The organism is Rhizobium sp. CF122 (assembly GCF_000282035.1).
Lineage (GTDB): Bacteria > Pseudomonadota > Alphaproteobacteria > Rhizobiales > Rhizobiaceae > Rhizobium.
The window spans coordinates 111,862-127,415 of record NZ_AKKA01000072.1 but is presented as its reverse complement, the minus strand read 5'-3'; the positions used below and the strand labels follow the sequence as shown (position 1 = coordinate 127,415).

At 59.4% G+C, this 15,554-nt stretch carries 15 protein-coding genes; 9 read left to right on the top strand and 6 right to left on the bottom strand.

What is annotated here, in order from left to right:
- Positions 1 to 8 precede the first annotated feature (8 nt).
- Both PMI09_RS15725 and PMI09_RS15720 read left to right on the top strand, forming a co-directional pair.
- Complete coding sequence (locus PMI09_RS15725) at positions 9 to 1,085, top strand: Gfo/Idh/MocA family protein (protein WP_007795951.1); 1,077 nt, start codon at positions 9 to 11, stop codon at positions 1,083 to 1,085.
- A 1-nt stretch (position 1,086) separates the two neighbouring features.
- Positions 1,087 to 1,917: a shikimate dehydrogenase family protein gene (locus PMI09_RS15720; RefSeq protein ID WP_007795947.1), complete on the top strand. Its 831-nt coding sequence runs from the start codon at positions 1,087 to 1,089 to the stop codon at positions 1,915 to 1,917.
- An 11-nt stretch (positions 1,918 to 1,928) separates the two neighbouring features.
- Here the strand turns inward: PMI09_RS15720 and PMI09_RS30450 are convergent, their stop codons facing one another.
- Positions 1,929 to 2,246 carry a DUF6665 family protein gene (locus PMI09_RS30450; RefSeq protein ID WP_085990688.1) on the bottom strand — a complete coding sequence of 106 codons (318 nt, stop codon included), beginning with the start codon at positions 2,244 to 2,246 and terminating at the stop codon, positions 1,929 to 1,931.
- Positions 2,247 to 2,336: 90 nt separating this feature from the next.
- A complete protein-coding gene (locus PMI09_RS15710; protein ID WP_007795942.1) occupies positions 2,337 to 2,645 on the bottom strand; it encodes an MliC family protein in 309 nt (102 codons plus the stop codon).
- A gap of 419 nt (positions 2,646 to 3,064) precedes the next feature.
- On the opposite strand from PMI09_RS15710, the gene PMI09_RS15705 reads away from it, so the two are divergent.
- The 5 genes from PMI09_RS15705 (at position 3,065) to fhuB (ending at position 11,020) form a co-directional block, all read left to right on the top strand.
- Positions 3,065 to 4,783, top strand: coding sequence for an ABC transporter ATP-binding protein (locus PMI09_RS15705; RefSeq protein WP_007795939.1), 1,719 nt, complete (start codon positions 3,065 to 3,067; stop codon positions 4,781 to 4,783).
- A 79-nt stretch (positions 4,784 to 4,862) separates the two neighbouring features.
- Positions 4,863 to 5,747 carry an AraC family transcriptional regulator gene (locus PMI09_RS15700; RefSeq protein WP_007795936.1) on the top strand — a complete coding sequence of 295 codons (885 nt, stop codon included), beginning with the start codon at positions 4,863 to 4,865 and terminating at the stop codon, positions 5,745 to 5,747.
- A gap of 164 nt (positions 5,748 to 5,911) precedes the next feature.
- On the top strand, positions 5,912 to 8,086 hold the full coding sequence (locus tag PMI09_RS15695; RefSeq protein ID WP_007795933.1) for a TonB-dependent siderophore receptor: 2,175 nt from the start codon (positions 5,912 to 5,914) through the stop codon (positions 8,084 to 8,086).
- 62 nt (positions 8,087 to 8,148) lie between these two features.
- On the top strand, positions 8,149 to 9,030 hold the full coding sequence (locus tag PMI09_RS15690; protein WP_007795930.1) for an ABC transporter substrate-binding protein: 882 nt from the start codon (positions 8,149 to 8,151) through the stop codon (positions 9,028 to 9,030).
- 37 nt (positions 9,031 to 9,067) lie between these two features.
- Positions 9,068 to 11,020, top strand: a complete 1,953-nt coding sequence (gene fhuB, locus PMI09_RS15685) for a Fe(3+)-hydroxamate ABC transporter permease FhuB (protein ID WP_052026544.1) — start codon at positions 9,068 to 9,070, stop codon at positions 11,018 to 11,020.
- A 130-nt stretch (positions 11,021 to 11,150) separates the two neighbouring features.
- On the opposite strand, the gene PMI09_RS32830 is transcribed toward fhuB, so the two are convergent.
- The 3 genes from PMI09_RS32830 to PMI09_RS15670 all read right to left on the bottom strand — a co-directional run bounded on the left by PMI09_RS32830 (position 11,151) and on the right by PMI09_RS15670 (position 13,685).
- The gene (locus PMI09_RS32830; RefSeq protein ID WP_443216182.1) at positions 11,151 to 11,306 is read right to left on the bottom strand and encodes a DUF1236 domain-containing protein; all 156 of its coding nucleotides are present in this window, start codon (positions 11,304 to 11,306) and stop codon (positions 11,151 to 11,153) included.
- Positions 11,307 to 11,501: 195 nt separating this feature from the next.
- Positions 11,502 to 12,812 carry a hemolysin family protein gene (locus PMI09_RS15675; protein ID WP_037083274.1) on the bottom strand — a complete coding sequence of 437 codons (1,311 nt, stop codon included), beginning with the start codon at positions 12,810 to 12,812 and terminating at the stop codon, positions 11,502 to 11,504.
- Between the two features lie 294 nt (positions 12,813 to 13,106).
- Positions 13,107 to 13,685 (bottom strand): DedA family protein, encoded by a 579-nt coding sequence (locus PMI09_RS15670; RefSeq protein ID WP_007795922.1) that lies wholly within the window; start codon positions 13,683 to 13,685, stop codon positions 13,107 to 13,109.
- A gap of 90 nt (positions 13,686 to 13,775) precedes the next feature.
- Here PMI09_RS15670 and PMI09_RS31385 point away from each other — a divergent pair, with 90 nt between their 5' ends.
- Positions 13,776 to 13,922 carry a hypothetical protein gene (locus tag PMI09_RS31385; protein ID WP_157213380.1) on the top strand — a complete coding sequence of 49 codons (147 nt, stop codon included), beginning with the start codon at positions 13,776 to 13,778 and terminating at the stop codon, positions 13,920 to 13,922.
- Between the two features lie 176 nt (positions 13,923 to 14,098).
- Complete coding sequence (locus PMI09_RS15665) at positions 14,099 to 14,878, top strand: pyrroline-5-carboxylate reductase (RefSeq protein WP_007795919.1); 780 nt, start codon at positions 14,099 to 14,101, stop codon at positions 14,876 to 14,878.
- Here PMI09_RS15665 and PMI09_RS15660 read toward each other — a convergent pair.
- Positions 14,875 to 15,423, bottom strand: a complete 549-nt coding sequence (locus PMI09_RS15660) for a cupin domain-containing protein (RefSeq protein ID WP_007795916.1) — start codon at positions 15,421 to 15,423, stop codon at positions 14,875 to 14,877. The genes PMI09_RS15665 and PMI09_RS15660 overlap by 4 nt on opposite strands.
- Between the last annotated feature and the right edge of the window lie 131 nt (positions 15,424 to 15,554).

The following is a 15,554-nucleotide window of genomic DNA, read 5'->3' as shown; positions in this document are numbered from 1 at the left end:
GAATTTTCATGTCAGCACCATCGCAGTCGGCCCCCTTGAAAATCGCGGTGATGGGCGCCGGTCTCATCGGTCAGCGCCATATCGAAGGCATTCTGGCCGAGCCGCGCACGATACTTTCCGCCGTCATCGATCCCTCTGATGCCGGGCGTGACTTTGCGGCAAGCAAGGGCGCTTCATGGTTTTCCACACTTGCCGAGGCGACAGCAGCCAAGCGCCCGGACGGCGTAATTGTTGCCACCCCGAACCAACTTCATGTCGACAACGCCCTGGAGGCCATTGCAACGGAAATTCCCGTCCTTGTCGAGAAGCCGATCGCCGATAATGCGCAAGCAGCGGCCCTCCTCGTTGCCGCCGGCGCAAGGGCAGGCATCCCCATCCTGGTTGGTCACCATCGCCGTCATAATCCCATGATACGGGCGGCAAAACGCGTTCTCGACAGCGGTCGGCTCGGTAAGATCCTGACTGTCCAGGCGACATTCTGGGTCGCCAAGCCGGAAAGCTACTTCAATATCGGTTGGCGCCGACAGGAAGGTGCGGGGCCGACCTTCATCAACCTGATCCATGACGTTGATCTCTTCCGCTATTTCTTCGGCGAGGTCGAAGCCGTCCATGCAATGGAGTCAAATTCGGCCCGCCAGCACCTTGTCGAGGACACCGTCATCATCCTGCTCCGTTTCGCGAGCGGTGTGCTCGCAACGTTGAATGCATCCGATGCCGTCGCCTCTCCCTGGAGCTGGGAGATGACGACTGGGGAGAACCCGGCGTTTCCGCACCAGGATCAATTTTGCTACCAGATCGGGGGGACGGGCGGATCGCTGGCCATTCCCCAACTCGCGCTTTGGACCAATGCGTCGAAGCCAGATTGGCTTGAACCGCTTGTCACGGAACACGTGCCCTTCACTCCGGCCGATCCACTGGCGCTACAGCTTCAACACTTCTGCGATGTCATTCGTCGTGAAGCAGAGCCACTTGTCAGCGGCAAGGAAGGTCTTGCGACCCTGCGCGTGATCGAGGCGATCAAGGCATCGGCGCGGTCAGGCGAGACGATCCACCTGGACAAAGTCCAGGTTCGACGAGGTCATTGAAATGATTACTGGGACCACCCGGCTAATTGCTCATCTCGGCTATCCGACAGAGTCATTCAAGGCTCCCCTGATCTACAATCCCTATTTCGAAAAGAATGGCATCGACGCCGTCGTCGTACCAATGGGTTGCAAGCCCGAAGACTATCCGTCATTCCTCAAGCTCGTCTTCAGACTTTCGAATATTCACGGCGCCCTCGTCACGATGCCCCACAAGATTACGACAATGGGGTTGATTGACGAGGTGTCGACGAATGCGAAGGTGGCCGGCTCCTGCAACGCGGTCAGGCTCGCGCCGGACGGACGGTTGATGGGCGACATGTTCGACGGCGAGGGTTTCGTGAGGGGACTCTTGCGCAAGGGACAAACGATAACAGGGGCGCAGGTATTGATCGTCGGTGCTGGCGGTGTTGGGTCGGCGATCGCTGCGTCACTGGCAGGCGCTGGCGTGCGCCGGATTGCGCTTCATGATGACAACGCTGTCACGCTCAATGGGCTTAGAAGCCGTCTGACGACACACTATCCGAAGACAGAAGTGACTGCTGGCTCGAATGACCCGACGGGTTTCGATATCGTCGTCAACGCGACACCGCTCGGAATGGGGAAAGACGATCCGTTGCCTCTTGATGTGTCTCGGCTGTCTGCGTCCACTTTCGTGGGCGAAGTCGTCATGAAGGAAGAAATCACGCCGCTGCTGGCCGCGGCACGCGCGCGTGGATGCCCATTTCAGATTGGCACGGATATGTTGTTCGAGCAGATCCCGGCCTATCTGGAATTCTTTGGATTTCCAACGACAACGGCAGATGACCTGCGGTCGATCGCAAGGCTTCGATGATCGCGCTCCGATCACTTGCGCAGCGCGCCAAGCCTTGCAAGAACCTCGTCGGGGATTTCGTAGCGCTTGATGACATCCCTCCCATTGTGGAGCCCGCAGATCTCGCGTTGAATAAACAACGCCCAAACGGCTTCGGAGGCGTCATCGAGAAGGCTTTGCCGGTCAATTCTTCGGTCGTCTACCGACCACGCTGCAAGCCTCGCCAACGCGGCTTCCGCTTTCCTGCCCTGACGGCCCAGAGCGTCCGCTCGCGCTGAGGCAAGCTCATATTCCAATGGATTCAAGGCACTCGACTGGCCGGAGAGTGATCGTGGTGGCCTCAGACTCACAATGTCTCCTTTCCCGGATATCCGCTCCATTCTCGTCAGCCAGCGAAGTCGCGTTGCCAACGGGCTTCCTAGATGTATCAACCAACTCGCTCAGTTGGTATGGCATGTTTCCTTCTTCCCATCACGCGTCAGCGTGGCTTCCCGGCCCTTGATCCAGAACTCCATATCACTGTTGGCGTAGCGGCCGCCGTCGGCCGAAACGACCTGCGGCAGATTGATCTCGCTAGATGAACCCGAGAAGACAAGCACGACACTTCCGGGCGAACCACTGGGTGACGAAAAGGCTGCATGGAGACGTGTGCCGGCGGTGCATTCGTATTGTGCCTCGATGGCAACCGTACTGTTTGCCGATACCGCAAGAGCGGCAAACGCAAGCGTCACGATTGTTTTCGCAGTCATCACGGCCCCTTTGCCAAACTCGATAATCAATCGGCTCGTTTCACGCCTTGCGCCAGCGTGTCAGCCGTCGGATGACGCTCTGGTCAACAACCAAGTCTAACCCTGCAGCGCTCTTGAAGAAAGGCATCGCGTCTTTGGCCCTGCTTCCAAAGCGTGCTCACGCTTCGTGAGCGGCGGCATGCTGTTTGACGTTCGCGCGTTTCATAGGCGAGCGAAATTGAACCGGTGACACCGCTATGGCGTCGCCAACAAGCATTGCGATCCGAGCCTTCAAGGCGCGAGCCGCACGATGTTGCATTTGGGCGTGCAACGCACTATCCAGCCGGCTTCAGAATATGGAGAAGCCAAGTCATATTTTCTCCAATGCGGATTTTGGGCTGATTGGATTCGGCCGTCCCCTGTTCATTTCGAGTGCTTCAATGTTGCGTCGCTTCTTCTCCTATTATCGGCCGTATCGCGGCCTTTTCATTCTCGACTTTTCCTGCGCCATTCTGTCAGGCCTGTTGGAGCTTGGCTTTCCCATGGCCGTCAAGCTGTTCGTCGACAGGCTCCTGCTCAGCCATGAATGGCTGTTGATCCTGCTTGCGTCGGCAGCTTTGCTTGCAATCTATGTCGTCAATACCGGCCTGATGACGGTCGTCACCTATTGGGGTCATATGCTTGGTATCAATATCGAGACAGACATGCGCCGCGCGGCGTTCAATCATCTGCAGAAGCTGTCTTTCAGCTATTTCGACAACCAGAAGACCGGACATATCGTCGGGCGGCTGACGAAGGATCTCGAAGAGATTGGCGAAGTCGCACACCACGGCCCCGAGGACCTTTTCATCGCATTGATGACCTTTGCCGGCGCCTTGCTGCTGATGTTCTCGGTCAACTGGCAACTGGCGCTGATAACGGCTGTTGTCGTGCCCCTGGCAGCCTGGGTGACGAGCCATTTCGGGAGCCGCATGACGCAGAATTTCCGTCATCTCTTCGACCGGGTCGGCGACTTCAACACCCGCATTGAGGAAAATGTCGGCGGCATCCGCGTCGTGCAAGCTTTCGCCAACGAGAACTACGAGCGCACGCTCTTCGAAAAGGACAATCAGAGCTATCGGCGCGTCAAGCTCGACGCCTACAAGCTCATGGCGGCAAGCAGCTCGCTGAGCTATATGAGCATGCGGCTGACGCAGATGGTCGTGATGATCGCCGGGGCTTATTTCGTGCTCTCTGGCAACCTCACCGCCGGTGGCTTCATCGGTTTTCTGCTTCTGGTCGGCGTCTTTTTCCGTCCTGTCGAAAAGATCAACTCCGTCATTGAAACCTACCCCAAGGGCATTGCCGGCTTCCGACGCTTCACCGAGCTGATCGATACCGAGCCAGATATCGCCGATGCACCTGATGCCGTCACGGTCGATCATCTCAACGGCGAAATCGCCTATGAGGACGTTTCTTTTGGATACAGTTCGTCAGCGGCGGTTTTCGAGCATGTCAATCTGACGATCCGCGCCGGGGAAACGATCGCTTTCGTCGGCCCTTCGGGCGCCGGCAAGACGACGATCTGTTCGCTCCTGCCGCGCTTCTACGAGGTTCGCAGTGGCCGCATCACGATTGACGGCCTCGACATCCGCGACATGACCAAGGTGTCACTGCGCCAACAGATCGGCATTGTGCAGCAGGACGTCTTCCTGTTCGGCGGCACGATCCGCGAGAATATCGCCTACGGTCGATTGGGTGCCAGCGAGGGCGAGATCGTCGAGGCAGCCCGTAGGGCACGGCTGGAAGAAATGCTTGCGGGTCTGCCCGCAGGTCTCGATACCGTCATCGGCGAGCGCGGCGTCAAGCTTTCCGGCGGACAGAAGCAGCGTGTCGCCATTGCGCGCATGTTCCTGAAGAACCCTCCGATCCTGATCCTCGACGAAGCGACATCGGCGCTCGACACCGAGACGGAGCGCGCAATCCAGCGCTCACTTGGCGAACTGTCGGAAGGACGCACGACCCTCGTCATTGCCCATCGGCTCGCGACCATCCAGGGAGCGGATCGGATTGTCGTCGTGGACGGCAAGGGCATCGTTGAGCAGGGCACGCATCTGGACCTCATCGCCAAACGCGGCGCCTATAACCGGCTGCATGATGCACAGATGAGGAACCACTGAAAAGCCTGAAACGTCACGATTGAAGCGATGCAATAAACTTGATAATTGCACACATGTTTTATAGTTGCAGGACATTGCCATGACATTTCAGCCGCGCATGCAGAACGCGATCGAGGGGTTCTCGGTCGTTGGCGGGCTCAGGCGTCGAAACTGGAACGGCATTACAGCCGACCTGTGGGATGTCGAATGCGGCGCTTATGCAGGCGGACATTACGTGGCGCGCGATCCGCGCCTCTTCATCCTTCTCGACCACCTCGGGCGCGGTCGTCCTTCGGTCAGGCGTTCGGCGACGGCAGCCGGGACACCGCAGGACCGTCGAGCGAGTCCAATTTCCTACATTCCAGCGGAAATGGAACTGTGGGTGGACATCAGAGAGGTACACCAGATGCGTCATCTCGACGTCCATTTCGATGCCGATGTCATCAGCCAGCGGCTGATGGAAGATATCGATCCGCAAAAACTGAGAGAGCCGCAACTGCTCTTCTTCGACCAGCGGGCAATGGCGCTTGCCGAACTGATTGCCACAGAGATCGCCAGCCCCATTCCGTTGCATGATCTCTACGGCGATGGTCTTGCGCTCTCACTTGTCATCGACGTGCTGAAGATGGTCAAGACGCCGCCGCGCAAGCGCGGTGAACTGGCATCCTGGCAATTGCGCCGCGCCACCGAGTTCATGCAGGAGCATTGCGGTCGCAACATCCGCCTGCAGGAACTGGCCGAACTGACGGGGCTGTCGCAGTCGCATTTCAGCCATTCGTTCAAGGCCTCTACCGGCCTCACGCCACACGATTGGCAGATGAACGCCAGACTTGAGCTTGCCAAAGAGCTGCTGCGCGATGGCGATCAAGGCCTCACCGCAATCGCCGTGGAGACGGGCTTTTCCGATCAGGCACATTTCACACGTGTCTTTCGCAAGCACGTCGGCACGACACCGGCGCGCTGGAAGCGGTCTAAGTGTGAGTGATGCATTTTTGCAAAGATTTGCCCACGAATTTTGAAATTGCCCAAAATCGTTCAATCGCCGCTGATCAGGCCAAGCCCGACCTTTAAATTTGAGTTAATCGCTCAGCTTATTGGAGCTGGCGCCTGACAGGCCGCCGGTGGGCCTATGAGCGGGGTAGTAGGAATATGCAAAAAGTAGAAGATTTCCAGGGCGCGCGGCGGGCTCTGAGTGCGAGTGTCGCGCTGATCGGTCTTTGCGCCGCCTGGACGGCGCAGGCGCAGACGGCCGACACGGCACTTGCGCCGATCGTCGTCCAGGGCAAGAGCGCCGACAACAAAGCGATCGGTCCCGTGAACGGATACGTCGCCAAGGAAACCACGACGGGATCGAAGACCGACACGCCGCTCAACGAAATTCCACAGGCCGTCTCCGTTGTCGGAAGGCAGGAAATGGATGACCGCGGCGTCGTCAACAAGGTCGATGAAGCCTTGCGCTATACGCCTGGCGTGACCGCTGCTCCTTATGGCACCGACCCTGACACGGACTGGTTTTACATTCGCGGCTTCAACGCCACGCAAACGGGCGTTTTCCTCGATGGCCTCAGCCTGTTCAGCTATGGCTTCGGCGGCTTCCAGATCGATCCATTCATGCTGGAGCGTGTCGAAGTGCTGAAGGGGCCCGCCTCCGTTCTTTACGGCGGCTCCAACCCAGGTGGCATCGTCAACATGATACGCAAGCGACCGACCGACGAGCCCTATTATTATACCGAGACCGGCATCAACAGTAACGGCAACGGGTTCGGCGGTTTCGACTTCTCGGACAAGGTCGGCAGCAGCGATACCATGAGTTATCGCCTGACCGGCAAGATCGCCGGCGGCGACAACTATTCCGATTTCTCACATGACCTGCGCGGCTTCATCATGCCGCAGCTAACGGTCTCCCCGGACGCCTCCACCAATTTCACCGTATGGGCCTACGCTGGCGGGCTCGATCAGGTCCATATCGGCAACGGGTTCCTCCCCTATGTAGGCACCGTGGTGGACGCGCCGTTCGGCAAGATACGCCGCGACTTCTTCCCGGGCGAACCGGACAGCGACACCGGTCGCTACAATCAGGAAATGGTCGGCTATGAGCTGGAGCACGAGTTCGACAACGGCTGGAAACTGTCGTCGAACTTTCGCTACGGGCATCTCAACAAGTATGAATTCGGACCCTACCCCTACGGCTATGTCGGGGGCACGCCGACGGCGCCGAACTACGACCTGCTGCGCATCGGTTTTGAGGGTGATACCAGCGCCGACACATTGGCATTTGACAACCGCGTCGAGACCGATTTTGAGCTCGGCGGTGCCAGCCATACCGTCATGGCCGGGATAGACTACCGCTACTATCGCATCGATAATGTTCAAAACTCGCTGTTCGGGACGACGCCGATCAGCCCGGTTAACCCGATCTACGGGCTGCCGCTGCCGCCCAACAACCCGCTTTACAATCAGGTTCTGGCGATGAACCAGCTTGGCTTCTACGCCCAGGACCAGATCCGCTTCGGTGATGGCTGGATAGCCACGCTTAACGGCCGCTACGACTATGTGCGCAGCGAGATGGACGATCGGCTGCCCGCCAATGACGACTTCCGCACCTCCGAAGGCGCATGGAGCGGTCGTGCGGGCCTCGCCTATGAGTTCGCCAATGGCGTGACGCCTTACATCAGTGCCGCAAGCTTCTTCAACCCGTTGGTTGGGCTCGGCGCGCAAGGCCCGCTGCTGCCGGAGGAAGGCGAGCAGTTTGAAGCCGGTGTAAAATACGAGCCGACCTTCATGGACGCGACCTTCACGGCCTCGGTCTTCCACATCAACAAGCGTAACAACGTCGTGTCGATCGCAGTACCACCGTGGCAGGATCAATTGGGTGAAGTCAGATCCCAGGGTGTCGAACTGGAAGGCAAGGTCAACCTCAACGATAACTGGAAGGTTCTCAGCTCAGTTGCCTATAATGACGTCGAGGTCACCAGGAACGATCCCAACCCGTCGCTTGTCGGGAAAACCCCGTACATCGTGCCGGACGTTACAGCCTCCTTGTGGCTCGACTACACCGTCACGACAGGCACACTCGAGGGCCTGAGCCTCGGCGCAGGCGTGCGTTACAAGGGTGAGTCGTGGGCCGACGAAGCGAATACACTCAAGGTTCCCGACGCGACACTTGTTGACGCCGCGGTCCGTTACAAAAAGAACGACTGGGTCGCGTCACTCAACGTCACCAACATATTTGACAAGGTATACGTGGAAAGCTGCGGTGGTGTAGGCGCATGCGGTTATGGTGACGCACGCACCTTCACCTTCAAGCTGAGCAAAGTCTGGTAGCATAATAATTTTGCATATGAAGAAGGCCCTTCCGGACCTTCTTCGCGCGACTGGAGATGAATTTGCGCGCATCACTGCTCGCCCGCAGGACTTTTCTGGCTGGAGCGGCCACGTTCGTTACGAGTGTGGCGCAAGGCCGGTCGCCAGAACCACGGGTTGCCACGCTCGACTGGGCGCTCTTGGAAACGCTGCTTGCGATCGGTGCCAACGTGGTTGCGGCGACGGAACTGCGCCAATTCAGGCAGATCGCCGTAACACCCGAAGTGCCCGAGACCGTCGCTGATCTCGGGCTGCGCGGAACGCCGAACCTTGAGGTTTTGCGCTTCGCGCGCCCCGACTTGATCTTCAACTCAAACTTCTACGCCTGGGCCGATCCGCTGATGAGCCGCATTGCAGCGGTCGAAAGTCATGCGATCTATGTGCCCGGAAGAAGTCCTTACGAACTGGCCGAGCAGGCAACACTGGCGATCGGCGAACGCCTTGAGCGCAAGGAGGCGCGGCAGCTGGTCGAGGATCTCGCTGCGAAACTGGATCGCTATAAGTCCCTGTTTGCCGCCAGCGGCGATGGACGCCCCATCCTGCCAATCAATCTCGGCGATGCCCGCCACTGCCGGGTGTTTGGTTCCGACAGCATGTTCGGTGAAGTATTGCAGCAGGTCGGACTGTCTAACGCCTGGAAAGGAGCGACCAGCTATTCCGCCACGGCGCCTGTCGGCATTGAAACTCTGGCGTCCATGCCAGATGCCTGGATCCTCCTCATTCCGCCGCATCCGCAAGACGCGTTCGATGCCCTGACCGGCAGCGCATTCTGGAAGGCCCTTCCGGCCGTACGCGAGGACCGCATCCTGACGAGCGGTTCGATCAACCCCTATGGCGCGCTTCCGGCCGCGGGTCGCTTCGCCGACTTTCTCGCCGAAGGATTCTCCCGTGTCCGAAACCGCTAGTCTCGTCATACCACGTGCGTGTTCACGCAGTCCAATCATGCCAGCTAGCACACTTGCCGTCGCCTGCGTCGTCGCCTTCGCCCTGCTGTTGCTGTTGCGTCCTCAGGTGCCCGGCGATCCTGAGCAGGCCAAGGCGCTCGACGCGATCCTGCTGTGGAGCAGCCTTATGCCACGGGCTGTGATCGCTTTGATCTCGGGGGCCGCACTGGGCCTCGCCGGGGCGCTCCTGCAGCGCATTCTGCGCAACCCGATCGCCGATGCCTCGACGCTCGGTATCGCCTCCGGCGCACAACTGGCGCTGACGATCGGTCTTAGTTTTTCGCCCGTCCTTGCCGGTGCCTCGCGTGAGCTCATCGCCTTTGCCGGTGGCCTGAGCGCCGTCGCCCTTGTCCTTGCCTTGAGTTGGCGCCGCGGTCTTGATCCGGTCACCGTGGCCATCTGCGGCATGATCGTCAGCATGGTTGCAGCCTCACTTAGCGTTACGCTGGTGCTGGCGCGAGGCGAATATGCCATGTCGATCCACATCTGGGGCGCCGGCGCCCTCAACCAGCAGGATTGGGGTGGCGTAACATCGCTTGCACCTCAGCTCGCTGCTGGTATCCTCGCCGCGCTGCTTCTGCTCAGGCCGCTCAACATGCTGGCTCTGGACGATGCCAGCGCCAAAGGTCTCGGTGTTTCGCTACACGCCGTCCGGCTTGCCGTTCTGATGCTTGCCGTTTGGCTGTCGGCCTCCGTCACCGCGACGGTCGGCATCATTGGCTTCCTCGGGCTTGCCGCGCCGGCGATCGCACGGCTTTGCGGTGCGCGCACCACGCGTCAGATCATGACGACCGCGCCTCTTGCCGGCGCCGCGGTGTTGTTTCTGACGGATTGCCTGACGCAGCTGCTCGGTCCCGGCTTTTTTGACCTTGCGCCAACAGGAGCAGCCACCGCGCTCATCGGCGGCCCGCTCCTGCTGTTTTTGCTGCCGCGCGTGCACGGGCGGGCGGCGGTTACGGCAAGATCGGCCGGGGCTGTGCGACGTCGATTGCGACCAGCACCGGCGCTTCTGCTCCTCGCCGCTGGCTTTCTGCTTGTGTTCGTAGCCGTGCTTGTTGTTGGACCGACCGAGGGTGGCTGGAGAGTAGCCATCGGCTCGCTGCTCTTAGATCTTCTACCGTTCCGGCTGCCGCGGATTGTCGTTGCGGCCGGAGCAGGCGCGATGCTCGGTGCGGCCGGCTTCATCATGCAACGCGTGACCGGCAATCCGCTGGCTAGCCCCGAGGTGCTCGGCGTCTCCTCCGGCGCCGGGGCTGGACTGACGGTGACGCTATTCATATTCGCCTTCCCCTCGCCTCCAATCATGATCGCCGGCATGGCATCAGGCGCACTCGCTTCATTCCTGGCCATGATCGCCATTGCCCGGCGCGCCGGGCTATCGACGGAGGCACTCCTGCTTGCAGGTGTTGCCATCAGCGCTTTGTGTCTTGCAATCGTCGGCATGGTGCTCGCCCAGGGAGACATGCGAAGCTACATTCTGCTGACCTGGATATCGGGCTCGACCAACCGCGCCGGCACGCTCGAAGCCTGGACGGCAATCCTCTCGCTAACAATTCTGACAGCACCGCTCTTCCTGATGACGCGCTGGTTCGCGATCCTGCCGCTTGGCGAAGGGTTGGCGCGCAGTGTCGGACTTCGCGTCACATCGACACGGCTGCTGCTTGCAGCCTTCGCCGCGCTGATGAGCGCGATCTCTTCCTTCCTCATTGGGCCGCTCAGCCTCACCGGCTTGATCGCACCCCACCTGTCAAGATTGATCGGCTTTCGACGGGCCAGCGATAACCTGCTCGCGGCCATGCTGATCGGCGCCGGCCTGCTTCTCGTGGCCGACTGGTTATCGCGTGTGGTTATCTATCCCTACCAGGTGCCGGTCGGCCTGTTCGCCGCCCTGATCGGAGGACCGTACCTTCTCTGGCTCCTCGGTCGAAAGGAAACGCGCTCATCACTCTAGGACCCGACCAATCGGCACTCCGGGAGCGCGCAAGCCAATAGCTAGCGTTTGGGCACGGTCACATTCCGTAACGCAAGGTCGATGCATCCGAGTGCAAGCACAATGTCAGCCAACTCAGTGAGTAGATTGATTATTTGATGATTTCGATCACGCTGTGCATATGTGGATCGACGATCACGCGTTGCTTGTTGATCACTGTGTAACCGTATGCATCATTGCTGGGGATCGTGTGTATTTCAACCGAAGACGGCAGTTGCGATCCGACAATGATATCAGTCGTAGGCAACGGACGGTACTTCCTGTCCGGTTATGTAGGTTCTCACCTCGCCAGGCACGGTCACAACAGTCTGGGCATAGCGGTGCCGGTAAACGCAAGTGCTGCTGCAGCAGCTATTGTAAGAGCTTTCATATCTGCCTCCATAGATGAAAAGGGGAACGCCCTTTCCACATGAAGGTCCCGCACGAACGAGGTCCAATCGACTTACTGAAGTGTGCGGCTTGCGCCATCGTCGAGCGGCACTTCAGCGGTCAAGAGAAGCTTGTCGATTCTACGTCCATCAAGGTCGACCACCTCGAACCGCCAGCCGTTCATCACGAAACTCTCGCCGACGTCAGGCAGATGCTTCATCTCTTCCAGTACGAGCCCTGCAACCGTCTGATAATCCCTGTCACTGTCAATCTGGAAGCCCATGAAATCGGCAAACTCATCGATCGGCGTCCAGCCGGATACGAGATAGCTGCCATCGTGGCGGCGTACGATCGCCTTCTCGCCAATCGAGTCCTCCTGGACCGCGCCCAGGATTGCTTCCAGAATGTCGCCGGAGGTGATGACGCCTTCAAAGTGGCCATATTCGTCATAGACCAGCACCATGTGGCAGCGTGAACGACGAATGGCCTGAATGACGTCGAGAGCGCCTGACAGATCAGATACGATCGGCACTTGCTGCACAATAGCGGTGATGTCGACATGGCCGGACGACGCAAGCGCGTCGTAAAAATCCTTGGTCAAAAGCACGCCGATGATTTCGTCGGAGCTATTCTTGCGCACTGGCAGTCGCGCCTGCGCGGTCCGGCGGAGTTGATCCCGAATCTCGTTGAAACCGTCCTCGACATCGATCACCTCCACCTCCCGGCGCGGTGTCATCAAGGCTCTGGCATTTCGGTCGGCCAAACGCATGACACCAGAGATCATTGCAGACTCTTCCATCTCGATGACGCCAGCGCTGTGCGCCTCTGCCAGGACGGTCTTGATTTCTTCATCGGTCACCACGTCACCAGACTTGCCCGATTGACCCAGAAGACGAAGGATGGTGCGGCCGGAGAAATCCAACAGCCAGACGAGCGGGGCGGCCAGGCGAGACAGAAGCATCATCGCCGGAGCGACTTTGCTTGCAACCGTCTCGGGGGCGCGAAGCGCGATCTGCTTTGGTACCAATTCGCCAACGATCAGCGACAGGTATGTGATGGCGACAACGACCGAGCCGACCCCGAGTGCATCGGCTGCGGCCTGTGACAAGCCGTGCGTGCCTAGCCAACCGGCCAGTCGCGCGCCAAGCGTTGCACCCGAGAATGCACCGGACAGTACGCCAACGAGCGTAATGCCGATCTGTACGGTCGACAGAAACCGACCGGGCTGCTCAGAGAGCCGGATTGCCATGGCGGCCCCGCGGCTTCCCTGATCGGCCATGACTTTGAGACGAGCCGGCCGTGAGGAAACGACCGCAAGCTCGGACATGGCGAGGACGCCATTCAAGATGGTGAGAATAACAACGATTGAAATTTCGAGAAGCAAAAATAGGAACCCTGTAGTTTCGAAACTACGCGAAACATAGGCATTCTCCCACAGAACACCAGCGCCAAGCCGGTCGCAACGACTGTTTCTTTCGCTTCTTTCAAGATCGCCAGCATTGCAGGGGATCGGATCACCGCAACACAGCCAGGAACCATAGCCAGGCACGCTTCGCTTCATCTCCGCCGCGATTTTTGAGCCATCCTTGGCAAGCATCTTTGGCGCCTGCCAAGCCTCCTCCGGCTCGATTGACGCCAACCAGTTGGCCGTGAGCGCATGTTGATCGCCCGCTTCTCCTCAGGCGCCCAGGCGAGCCGAACGTTTCGCCACTGCTCGCCGGAAAACATAGGCACTGACCGGAACAAGGATCGCAACACAGGCCATCGCGATCAACAAATGCAAGTGGAGTTGCAGCCGTCCGAGCAAGGCCTCAACTGCCTGCCCGGCGAGGAACCCAATTGCAGTTATCAGGACGCCCCAAATTAGCGCAGCGATCGCGTTGAGTATGACAAACCTCCGCGTCGAAACCTTCGAGACGCCGATTGCAACGGGGCTGATCGTTCGTATGCCGTAGATGAAGCGAAAGGCGAGGATGAAGCCCGTGGGGTGCGCTTCGAGGAGCCGCGTCACTCTCGCAATCGGTTCCGATCCAAGCAGCTTCTGGACGTAGGACCACTTCGTGGCGTAGCGACCGGATAGAAAGAAGAACTGGTCTGCAGCAAACGATCCGAGGCATGCGGCCAACGCGACCTGCCAGTACGGGATGAGTTGCCTATGGGCGAAAACTCCGCCCAGGAACGCGGCCGTTTCACCTTCGGCTGCGGCTCCGAGAAAAACGGCGAGCACGCCGTACTCACCAATCAGCCTGTCCAGCAATGCCTAACCTCCGGCGGTACAACGATGGGCAATCTGCCCTGAATTGCGTCCTGCGGCAACGTCGGCAGGACATCCCAGGGCGGCGGGCAGATGGACAAGCGGCAGCGCGTGGTCGCGCTCGATGTCCGCTCCGACGACCTCAAAACGATCGTGCTTGATGAAAATCTGCCAGGAAATCGATCGCCGCAGGCTTATGGCCAATCGATGTCATTGGCTCCCATGCGCGCCCGGGAGTAAGCAGAACGCACCACATGGCAAGCGAGTTTGATCTGCCACGCCTTTGACGAACACATTCGGCCGCTGGGCAAGCCCGCGCCGTCCTGCCTTGCAAACGGCCGTGCGAGACGATAATCCCGCTGTCCACGACATGTGCGACTAACATCGCGCGTTTCGACGGTGCGGGGGGCAATCGGATGGACGTACAGAAGATCGGCTTCATAGGAACAGGGGCCATTGCCGACGCCATGGTCAGAGGCCTGCTGACCAAGCCTGCCGCCGTCTCGCAAGTGACGATTTCGCCGCGCAACGCCGAGATCGCGCAACGCCTGGCGGCCGACTTTGCCGAAATCACCGTTGCTGCCGACAACCAGGCGGTCATCGACGCGAGCGACATGGTTGTCTTGGCGGTGCGGCCGCAGATTGCACAGGACGTCCTGAGCGGACTGACGTTCCGAAAGGGACAATCCGTCCTCAGCGTTATCGCGGCGACCGACCGCAAGACGCTTTTCGACTGGATCGGTGCAGATGTTCACCTCGTACAGGCCATTCCGTTGCCCTTCGTCGCCGATCGCGATGGGGTGACTGCCGTCTTCCCGCCGGACCCTCCCGTTGCGGCGCTCTTTTCCGTGCTTGGCACTGCGGTCGAATGCGAGACCAAGGAGGAGTACGACCTTTTGGCCGCCGCCAGCTCGCTGATGTCCACTGTCCTTGGGATCATGGATGTCTCGGCGGCCTGGCTGGAACAGCGCGGCCTCGCCAAAGGCAAGGGGCGCGCCTTTATCGCGCCGCTGTTTGCGAGCCTTTCGCAAACGGCGCTGCGCTCAGACACCGTTCCGCTCGAAGAGCTCAGCGGCGAATTCGCGACAAAGGGCGGCCTGAACGAACAGGTTCTGTCCGATTTTCACAATAACGGCGGGCGCGATGCCCTGGTCCTGGCGCTTGACCGTGTTCTGGCGAGGATACAAGGCGCCTAGAAGGTCGGAGGCGTACAGGCGCTGATGACCTCGCACGCGACCGGTCCGACGCATCGGAACCGATGCGGCCGGCGGCTTTCGAAATAATAGGCGTCGCCCGGCCCAAGGATCCGGCGCTCGTCGTCGACCGTCACTTCAAGTCGGCCGGAGAGGATAATCCCGCCCTCTTCTCCCTCGTGAACGAGGGGAACCTTGCCAGTGTCTGAGCCTGGCTGATAGCACTCCTTCAGGATCTGCAGGCTGCGGCCAAACAGACTTTCTCCGACCTGCCGATAAGAGATTGCCCCCTTGCCGATCTCGACGAGTTCTTCGGCTGCATAGAATGCCTTTCGCGGTCGCTCCGGCTCGAACGCGAAGAACTCCGCCAGGCCGATGGGAATGCCATCAAGGATGCGCTTCAGCGCGCCGACGGAGGGGTTGGAGGAATTCGATTCGATCAAAGATATGGTCGAATTCGTGACACCGGCGCGCTTGGCGAGCTCGCGTTGGGAGAGATTGTGCATCATCCTCAGATGACGGAGACGATTGCCGATATCGATGGACATGGCGTGTTTTACCTGTTGCAAATATCAAACATGTTCGTCTCACACACATAAATTTCAAGTGCTTATGCGCGCACAGAAAAGGACTTGTCCATAGCTGTAAATCACTCAACATTCTTCAAACCCAACGGAGA

What these genes read in the sequence shown, in the direction of transcription:
- PMI09_RS15725 (WP_007795951.1), top strand. Translation starts at nt 9, where the DNA reads ATGTCAGCACCATCGCAGTCGGCCCCCTTGAAAATCGCGGTGATGGGC.
- PMI09_RS15720 (WP_007795947.1), top strand. Translation starts at nt 1,087, where the DNA reads ATGATTACTGGGACCACCCGGCTAATTGCTCATCTCGGCTATCCGACA.
- PMI09_RS15710 (WP_007795942.1), bottom strand. Translation starts at nt 2,645, where the DNA reads ATGACTGCGAAAACAATCGTGACGCTTGCGTTTGCCGCTCTTGCGGTA.
- PMI09_RS15705 (WP_007795939.1), top strand. Translation starts at nt 3,065, where the DNA reads ATGTTGCGTCGCTTCTTCTCCTATTATCGGCCGTATCGCGGCCTTTTC.
- PMI09_RS15700 (WP_007795936.1), top strand. Translation starts at nt 4,863, where the DNA reads ATGACATTTCAGCCGCGCATGCAGAACGCGATCGAGGGGTTCTCGGTC.
- PMI09_RS15695 (WP_007795933.1), top strand. Translation starts at nt 5,912, where the DNA reads ATGCAAAAAGTAGAAGATTTCCAGGGCGCGCGGCGGGCTCTGAGTGCG.
- fhuB (WP_052026544.1), top strand. Translation starts at nt 9,068, where the DNA reads ATGCCAGCTAGCACACTTGCCGTCGCCTGCGTCGTCGCCTTCGCCCTG.
- PMI09_RS31385 (WP_157213380.1), top strand. Translation starts at nt 13,776, where the DNA reads ATGGACAAGCGGCAGCGCGTGGTCGCGCTCGATGTCCGCTCCGACGAC.
- PMI09_RS15665 (WP_007795919.1), top strand. Translation starts at nt 14,099, where the DNA reads ATGGACGTACAGAAGATCGGCTTCATAGGAACAGGGGCCATTGCCGAC.
- PMI09_RS15660 (WP_007795916.1), bottom strand. Translation starts at nt 15,423, where the DNA reads ATGTCCATCGATATCGGCAATCGTCTCCGTCATCTGAGGATGATGCAC.